We start from the raw sequence: 8598 nt of genomic DNA on the forward strand, positions 1-8598 counted from the left end.
ATTCTGTTGTCACGGAAACTTGCGACCGGGGAGGGGACACCTGTGACACGACGCCTCGACGAGGCGGTGCTGGCCGACGTCGATCGCCGCCTCTCGGCCGCCGACGCGCAACTGCTGAACCAATACCCCGGTGATGACGGCCGCAGGCAGCCGATCCACACCGTCTACGTTCCGGGCAACCGGTACTCGGCGACGCTGCCCGCCGACTGGGGTACCGCCGCGCTCGCAGCCGCGAACGACGCGGGCGGGCTCGACGCGGTGGCTGCACTCGTCGGTGTGAGCAGCGGAACCGACTGTGCGCCCGAGACGCTCGCAACCCTCGTCGAGAACAAGCTGACCGCCGAGCCGATCGAGGACCTCCGCATCGACTTCGAAGACGGCTACGGCACTTTCGACGACGCGACGGAGGACGCCGATGTCGAACAAGCGATCGCCGCGCTGCGGATCGCGCTCGACGCAGGCACCTCAACGCCTTTCGTCGGTACCCGCTTCAAGTGCTTCGAGGCAGGCACCCGGGCGCGCGGACTGCGCACTCTCGACATCTTCGTCAGCGGACTCGTCGACTCCGGCGGCCTGCCCGACGGTCTCACCCTCACCCTCCCCAAGGTGACGTCCGTCGACCAGGTCGAGGCGATGGTCGTCGTCGCGAGCGCGCTCGAACGTGCGAACGGACTGCCGGCCGGCCGCATTCGCTTCGAAGTGCAGGTCGAGACACCGCAGGCGATCCTCGGCGCCGACGGCCGCGCACCCGTTGCGCAGTTCATCCACGCCGGCCAGGGGCGTGTCAGCTCGCTGCACTACGGGACCTACGACTACTCGGCGTCCCTCGGTATCGCCGCCGCCTACCAGTCGATGGAGCATCCGGCGGCAGACCACGCCAAGAACGTCATGCAACTCGCCGTCGCAGGCACGGGCGTCCACATGTCCGACGGCTCGACCAACATCCTCCCGGTCGGCGAGCCCGCGAACGTTGCCATGGCCTGGAAGCTGCACGCACGCCTTGTCCGGCGCCATCTGGAACGCGGCATCTACCAGGGCTGGGACATGCACCCAGCGCAACTCGTCACTCGATACCTGGCGACCTACGCGTTCTACCGCGGTGCCTTCGCGTCCGCCGCGACGCGCCTGCGCAACTACGTTCACCGACTCGACTCGACCGTCATGGACGAGCCGGCGACCGCCCGCGCACTCGCGAACGTGATCCATCGTGGCAGCGTGTGCGGCGCCCTCACCGACGACGAGATCGAGAGTGCCGCCGATCTTCCCACTTCCACCGTGCGCGACATCGCGCTCGGCCGCACAACCAGGAGCAACCAGTGACCCCCCCAGTGACCGAAGCGTCGTACTACACACCCCGCGGCGGCCTGCCCCCGCAGACCGATCTGCTGACCGACCGCGCCATCGTCACCGAGGCCTACACGGTCATCCCGCGTGGCGTCCTCTCGGACATCGTGACCTCGGTGTTCCCGGAGTGGACCGATACGCGCGCATGGGTCATCAACCGACCGGTCGCCGGCGGTGCGACGACGTACTACCAGGCGATCGTCGAGGTCAAACCGGGCGGCGGGGCACAGCGACCCGAGCCGCAGCCCGAGGTGCAGAGCTTCCTGTTCGTCACCTCCGGTGCACTCACCGTCGCCGCGGCAGACCAGTCGCAGACTCTCACCGAGGGCGGCTTTGCCTACCTACCGGCAGGCACCGACTGGTCGGCCCACAACAACGGCGACGCCGACGCGACGTTCGTCTGGATCCGCAAGCGCTATGAGGCGATCGAGGGCCACCCGGTATCGGTCAAGTTCGGCAACGAGCAGGACATCGAACCCTCAGCCATGCCGGGGACCGACGGCAAATGGCGCACGACACGCATGCTCGACCCGCAGGATCTCGGGTACGACATGCACGTCAACATCGTCACCTTCGAACCCGGCGCGACCATACCGTTCGCCGAGACCCATGTGATGGAACACGGCCTCCTGATGCTCGAGGGCAAGGCCGTCTACCACCTCAACGGCGACTGGGTAGAGGTTCAGGAAGGCGACTTCCTCTCGCTGCGCGCCTTCTGCCCGCAGGCCTGCTACGCGGGCGGGCCGTCCAACTTCCGGTACCTGCTGTACAAGGACGTCAACCGCCAGATCATGCTCTGACGCACGACGAGACCGGGCGCCTCATTGAGGCGCCCGGTCTCGTCAATTTCTTCTATGGCATTGGCCTACGGCTGGATTGGCCAGCCGATGACCTTCTTCGCGCGCGGAGGCGCGTAGGTACGCACCTTCGAGGTGGACAGCCCCATCCGGACAAGACCTTCGGCGATCGTCACCGCCGAGCGCACTCCGTCGACGATCGGGACGCCCGTCGCGGCCGTCACCTTCTCTTCGAGTTCGGCCATGCCGCCACAGCCGAGGCAGATCACTTCGGCGTGATCGTTCTCGACGGCCTCTCGCGCCTGGCGCACGATCGCCTCGACGGCCCGATCCGGATCCGACTCGAGTTCGAGCACACCAAGGCCAGACGCCCGCACCGACGCGCATCGTGCGTCGAGGCCTGCGAGTTTGAGACGGTCTTCGATCAGCGGGACGGTGCGGTCGAGCGTGGTGACCACCGAGTACTTGTGTCCGAGATACATCGCTGTCGACGCGGCCGCCTCGGTGATGTCCACCACCGGGACGTCGAGCAACTCCTGCAGACCTTCCCGGCCGTGCTCGCCGTAGCCGGCCTGAATCACCGCGTCGAACGGCTCGGGGTACGACGTGATCGCGTCCATGACAGCGATGGCCGCGAGATAGCTCTCGAAGTTTCCTTCGCACGAGTCCGCACCGAAACGCGGTGTGATTCCGACGATCTCGGTACCCGGCGACGCGACACCACGCGCCGACTCAGCGATCGCGTCGGTCATCGAAACTGTCGTGTTGACGTTGGCTACGAGGATTCTCATGGCAGTCCCTACTAGTGCGTGCTCGCCACGGCGATCGGCTCGCCGGACACATCGTTGAACGGTCCCCGGCGGTCTGCAACCAACAAGTACACGATCGCACCGAGGCCTGCACCGATGAACCAGGAGAACTCCGAGACGACCTTGAACGCCGGAACGAACGCCATCAGGAGTGCCACTACCGCAGTGATGACCAAGGCGACCACGGCACGCACGTTGATGCCCTTCGCGTAGTGGTATTCACCGGACGCATCGGTCGAGAACAGGGCGGGAACGTTGATCTTGGAACGGCGCACCAGCCAGTAGTCGGCCATGATGATGCCGAACAGCGGCCCGAGTATGGCGCCGAGGCCACCGAGGAAGTAGTTGATCACGGCAGGCGAGTTGTACAGGTTCCACGGCAGGATCACCAGGCCGATGACGGCCGAGATGAGTGCTGCGCGTCGGAAGTTGAGGTGCTTCGGGAACAGGTTGTTGAGGGCGTAGATCGGGGCGACGAAGTTCGCCATCAGGTTCACGGCGATGGTCAGGATCAGGAGCGCGAGTGCTGCGAGCACCAGCAGCAAGGTGTTCGGCACTTCCTTGACGATGTCGGCGGGCGATTCGATGATGCGTCCGTCGATGCGGAACTGAGCGCCGGCAAGAGTGATGACGATGCTGCCGAACACCAGCATGTTGAGCGGGATGCCCCAGAAGTTGCCTTTCACGATGGCCCGCTTCGACGTCGCGTTGCGGGTGAAGTCGCAGAAGTTGAGGACGAACGTGCCGTAGATCGAGACCCACAGGCTGGCGCCGCCGACGATCTTCAGCCACATGTCGATGCCGGTCAGCGAATCGGGCGTGGTCCACGCGATGGTCCAGTCGGCGCTGCTGAGCATCCAGATCGCGAGTGCGACCATCGTGATCAGAATGACCGGACCGGCGACCGCCTCGTACTTACGGATCATCTCCATGCCGTAGCTGACGATGACCACCTGGATCACCCACAGCGCGACGAACGAGATCCATCCGAGTGTCGACAACCCCAGGAACCTGTTCGAGTCGAGAGTCTGGGCCGACGGTGCGAGCGCGACGATCAAGATGCGCAGCACCACCGACGCGAGGTACGTCTGGATGCCGAACCAGGCGATCGCGACCGCGCCACGGATGACGGCGGGGATTTGCGCGCCGCGGATGCCGAACGAGATGCGGCTCATCACCGGGAACGGAACGCCGGTCTTTTCCCCCATGAACCCGGACAGGCTGAGCAGCAGGAAGAGGAAGGCGCCGCCGAGTCCAAGCACCAGCAGGATCTGCCACCCGCCGAGGCCGAGAGCGAACAACCCGATGGCGAACGAATAGTTGCCCAGGCTGTGTACATCGTTGGCCCACAGGGTGAAGATGTTGTACGCGCTCCACCGTCGACCGTCGCGCTTGGTGGGCGCGAGATCGGCGTTGTACAGATGCGGACTCACGTCGACGAACGGGGTCGTATCGGAACGGTCGGAGTCGCCGACAAGCCCGGTGGCCTCTGTGCTCATGGATCGCCTGTCACGGTCGGTGCGCCGGCGCTCAACGCCGGGCGCATACATTCCATTATGTGGAAGTACTATTCCACGATTTCAGTAAGTAAGTCGCATGCAGACGCCGACTGTCAAGCTTTTGGTGCGATTGACTGTGTCCACGCTCACACTCAGAGTCGCTCGACGAGTGGAGTGTCATTTCCACGATGAGGAATTATGCTGCTAACCATGGAGAGCTGCCGATGACCGCCGACGCAGGGGAGCGGTCCAACCAACCCGATTTCGACCTGGTGGTCCGCGGCGAGCGCACGCTGACGACGGCCGGAATCGTCGCCCGTGAGATCGGTATCCGCGATGGTCGCGTCGTCGCCATCGAGCCGCTGGGGAGCGGTCTCACCGGCGCGGAGATCGTCGAACTCACCGACGAGCAGGTCATGATTCCCGGCTTGGTCGATACGCACGTCCACGTCAACGAGCCGGGCCGCACCGAGTGGGAGGGGTTCGACTCGGCTACCCGCGCAGCGGCGGCCGGCGGTGTGACCACCCTGATCGACATGCCACTGAACTCGATTCCGCCGACGGTCAACGTCGAAGCACTGAATGCCAAGCGCGCGGCCGCTTCTGGCAAGACACACATCGACGTCGGTTTCTGGGGCGGCGCGATTCCGGGCAACACCGGCGATCTGCGCGCCCTGCATGACGATGGCGTGTTCGGCTTCAAATGCTTCCTGCTGCACTCCGGCGTCGACGAGTTCCCGCATCTCGATGCCGATGAGATGGAGAAGGACATGGCCGTACTGGCCGGCTTCGACTCCATGATGATCGTCCACGCTGAGGACTCACGCGCCATCGACCGAGCGCCCTCGGCCGAGGGCAACAAGTACGAACGCTTCCTCGCGTCGCGGCCGCGCGGTGCCGAGAACGTGGCAATCGCGGAGGTCATCGAGCGCGCCCGGTGGACCGGCGTCCGCGCGCATATTCTGCACCTTTCGTCCTCGGACGCACTGCCCATGCTCGCCACCGCGAAGCGCGACGGCGTCAAGATCACCGTCGAGACCTGCCCGCACTACTTGACTCTGCTGGCCGAGGAGATCCCGAACGGCGCGACCGCATTCAAGTGCTGTCCGCCGATCCGTGAGGCGTCGAATCGGGAACTGCTGTGGCAGGGGCTTCTCGACGGCACGATCGACTGCATCGTCTCTGACCACTCACCGTCGACGGTCGACCTGAAGGACGTCGAGAACGGCGACTTCGGCGTTGCATGGGGCGGTGTCGCGTCGCTGCAGCTCGGTCTGTCGTTGATCTGGACCGAGGCCAAGCGCCGGGGGATAGAACTCACGCAGGTGCTCGAGTGGATGGCGGCCAAACCCGCCGCACTCGCCGGATTGAGCAACAAGGGCAAGATTGCACTCGGCTACGACGCCGATTTCGCGATCTTCGAACCCGATTCTGCGCAAGTCGTCGACGTGAACAAGCTGCACCACAAGAATCCGATCAGCCCGTACGACGGACGTGCACTCGCCGGCGTCGTGACGAGTACCTGGTTGCGCGGCAAGAAGATTGACTTCCAGACCGCACAGGGTCGGATGCTGCGCCGCGGCGGCGTGTAGCGCAACGCGGCGGGAAGCCACATGGGCGGGGCGTAGTTGGGAACTCAGGTAGCCTGGGGCACGACCTCGAGGAGCTTCGTCATCATCTCGCACCCCATAACCATCGAGTTGTTTCGCGGACTCGCAGAGCTCGAAGATACTGGCCGCGGCCAACTTCCGCACCGCTTGCCGCGGAGCGCACGTGCGCGATGCGACGACCCGCAACTGTTGAGTGCTGAAGCGCAGCCCTCCGGTGTGCGTGTCGCGGTGCGCACGACCGCGACACTTATCGAGCTCGATCTGCTGCGGACACGCGTTGTGTTGACCGGCGTGCCGCCGCGTGCCGACGGTGCCGTGGATCTGCTGGTCGATGGTCGGCGGGTTCAGCATGCGACGGTGTATGGCGGTGATCTGGTGCGCATCGACCCGGCAACGGGTGCGACGGAGATGGAGCAAGGTGAGGCGGCGACCCTTCGCTTCGACGGGCTTGCTCCACAGGACAAGACGGTCGAGCTGTGGCTGCCGCATTACGAGCGAGTCGAATTGATTGCCTTGCGTACGGATGCACCGATCGCAGCCGCCCCGGCGGACCGACCCATCTGGGTACACCAGGGCAGCTCGATCAGTCAGGGTTCCAACGCCGCCACTCCCAGCACCACGTGGCCCGCGTTGGCGGCCGCTCACGCGAACCTCGACCTGGTGAATCTGGCCTTTGCGGGTAGCGCAATGCTGGATCCGTTCGTCGCCAGGACAATTCGTGACCACCCCGCCGACCTGATCAGCGTGAAGATCGGTATCAACCTGGTGAATTCGGACCTGATGCGCCAACGCGCGTTCGGTCCCGCTGTGCACGGATTCCTCGACACCATCCGTGACGGGCACCCAACGACGCCAATCATGGTCATCGGCCCACTGCACTGTCCGATTCACGAATCTACGCCAGGGCCGGGAAGTTTCGACGAGGAAGCGCTGGCGGCAGGAACGATTCGCTTTATTGCGCTGGGCGACCCGGCCGATGCGGAGATTCCGAACGCGGCGCTACGGCGGCTCACGCTCGAGAGCATCCGCGAGCAGCTCACTCAGATCGTGGCGCAGCGCCAGACCGAGGATCCGCATCTATCCTATGTCGATGGTCTCGACCTGTACGGACCTCGCGACGAGGCGGCACATCCGCTACCCGACAATCTGCACCCGGACGCCGCTACCCATCGGCTCATCGCAGAACGTTTCGTTGCATTGACATTGGGGTAGATGCGACACCGACCTCCTGGTAAAGCCCACATACTGACCAGTGGACCTTTCGGGTGGCGAAACCGTTTCCGTCTTGCCGGGTGACGAAGGGCTATCCGCTGTTCGGCATATACGCTGAGAACGCGCGGTGTCTGGCAACAGCGCGAACACGATGGGGGAATGCAGCGAGGTGCGTCAGGCATTGCATAGAGGCTCACAGTGGTAGCTGTTTCGGCGCTGGTGCTTTCGGGTAAGGGCGGAACAGCGAAAACGCTATGGCAGATGATGCTGGCGGGGGAGGCCTCGCGGGCTGGGATCTCCGCGTTGTTAGTCGACGCAGACCCAGAGCGAAATCTGTCTAACCACTTCGGAGTTTCGCAGCATTCGACCGGCCTGGGTTCAGTGCTTGAGGATGCCGATATCAGTTTTTGGGGGAATCCCGACAAGGGAGCGAAGCGAATCGATGAGGAGATCATTGAAACTCGATGGCCCGGAATCGATTTGCTACCTGCGGGTGCTTCCTTAGGCCGTGTTGCGGGCTTCGGCGTATCGGACACGGGATTGTTGCGGGCCATATTTGACATTGCCGGCATCTTTGGCCGTTATGAGGTTGTCCTGATCGACACTGGCGGCCGCACTGGCTCTCTGGAAGCCCTGGCAATGCATCTAGGTGACGTTGCGTACGCGCCGATCACTCCGACCCTTGACGCTGTACGCAAAGCCCGCGAGGCCCGTGACAGAGTTGAGCGCATCCAACGAACGCATCCACTGAGGTGGTGCGGTGTGGTTCTATCTGGTTTCGACCGTAGAAACGGCATCGACCAGTCGATCAGGGAACGGGTAGAGACGGAATTCGGCGACGAGGTCCGTGCTGAACTGCCACGGCGGGCCGTCATCAATGAGGCCTTTCAACTCGGAAACCGACTCGGTGATTACTCCGACGCAACAGCGAAGAATCTCGCGCGAATCTTCCGAGATTTCCTGGAACACGACCTGCTGGGTCGAAACGCGAGCGACCTGTGACGGCAGCGAAACGTGGTGGGTCAGGCGTTCACTGCAATGGCTCGGGCGTGAAGGTGACGTCGACTCCGCCTACGGTCATCGTCACCTGACCTTCCATCACCATCACCTGCGCCGAGACCCGTCGATCGACAGTCTGGGCCAGTTGCTGCACCGGTGCATGCGGTATCTGCAGCACCGACAGGTTCGGCAGTTTCGCTACTTTGGGTCCCACGGTGCGCCACCAGGTGGGAACGCCGGCGGCGAACGGGAACAGCAGCACCTGGTCCGCCTGGCTGGCTGCCTTGCCCAAGGCGCGTTCATCGGGCTGGCCGACGTTGATCCACTC

The 8598-nt window shown here is 64.1% G+C and carries 8 protein-coding genes; 5 read left to right on the forward strand and 3 right to left on the reverse strand.

Annotation, left to right across the window (positions count from 1 at the left end):
- The first annotated feature begins 42 nt into the window (after positions 1-42).
- Together H977_RS0120325 and H977_RS0120330 are read left to right on the forward strand one after the other, a co-directional pair.
- Positions 43-1320 (forward strand): DUF6986 family protein, encoded by a 1278-nt coding sequence (locus H977_RS0120325; protein WP_029109584.1) that lies wholly within the window; start codon positions 43-45, stop codon positions 1318-1320.
- Between the two features lie 8 nt (positions 1321-1328).
- Entirely contained in the window at positions 1329-2144 is an 816-nt protein-coding gene (locus tag H977_RS0120330; protein ID WP_029109585.1) for a bifunctional allantoicase/(S)-ureidoglycine aminohydrolase, read from the forward strand.
- Between the two features lie 65 nt (positions 2145-2209).
- Here H977_RS0120330 and H977_RS0120335 read toward each other — a convergent pair whose 3' ends face one another.
- Positions 2210-2932 carry an aspartate/glutamate racemase family protein gene (locus H977_RS0120335; RefSeq protein WP_029109586.1) on the reverse strand — a complete coding sequence of 241 codons (723 nt, stop codon included), beginning with the start codon at positions 2930-2932 and terminating at the stop codon, positions 2210-2212.
- Between the two features lie 11 nt (positions 2933-2943).
- Positions 2944-4449: an NCS1 family nucleobase:cation symporter-1 gene (locus tag H977_RS0120340; protein ID WP_029109587.1), complete on the reverse strand. Its 1506-nt coding sequence runs from the start codon at positions 4447-4449 to the stop codon at positions 2944-2946.
- Between the two features lie 224 nt (positions 4450-4673).
- Here H977_RS0120340 and allB point away from each other — a divergent pair, with 224 nt between their 5' ends.
- The 3 genes from allB (at position 4674) to H977_RS0120355 (ending at position 8273) form a co-directional block, all read left to right on the forward strand.
- Positions 4674-6041, forward strand: coding sequence for an allantoinase AllB (gene allB, locus H977_RS0120345; protein ID WP_029109588.1), 1368 nt, complete (start codon positions 4674-4676; stop codon positions 6039-6041).
- An 81-nt stretch (positions 6042-6122) separates the two neighbouring features.
- Positions 6123-7271 carry a GDSL-type esterase/lipase family protein gene (locus H977_RS0120350; RefSeq protein ID WP_029109589.1) on the forward strand — a complete coding sequence of 383 codons (1149 nt, stop codon included), beginning with the start codon at positions 6123-6125 and terminating at the stop codon, positions 7269-7271.
- Positions 7272-7469: 198 nt separating this feature from the next.
- Entirely contained in the window at positions 7470-8273 is an 804-nt protein-coding gene (locus H977_RS0120355) for a ParA family protein (RefSeq protein WP_029109590.1), read from the forward strand.
- 28 nt (positions 8274-8301) lie between these two features.
- On the opposite strand, the gene H977_RS0120360 is transcribed toward H977_RS0120355, so the two are convergent.
- Positions 8302-8598: YaeQ family protein (locus tag H977_RS0120360; protein ID WP_029109591.1), on the reverse strand; the 297-nt coding region annotated here is incomplete at its 5' end.

The organism is Mycobacterium sp. URHD0025 (assembly GCF_000426065.1).
Classification (GTDB): domain Bacteria; phylum Actinomycetota; class Actinomycetes; order Mycobacteriales; family Mycobacteriaceae; genus Mycobacterium.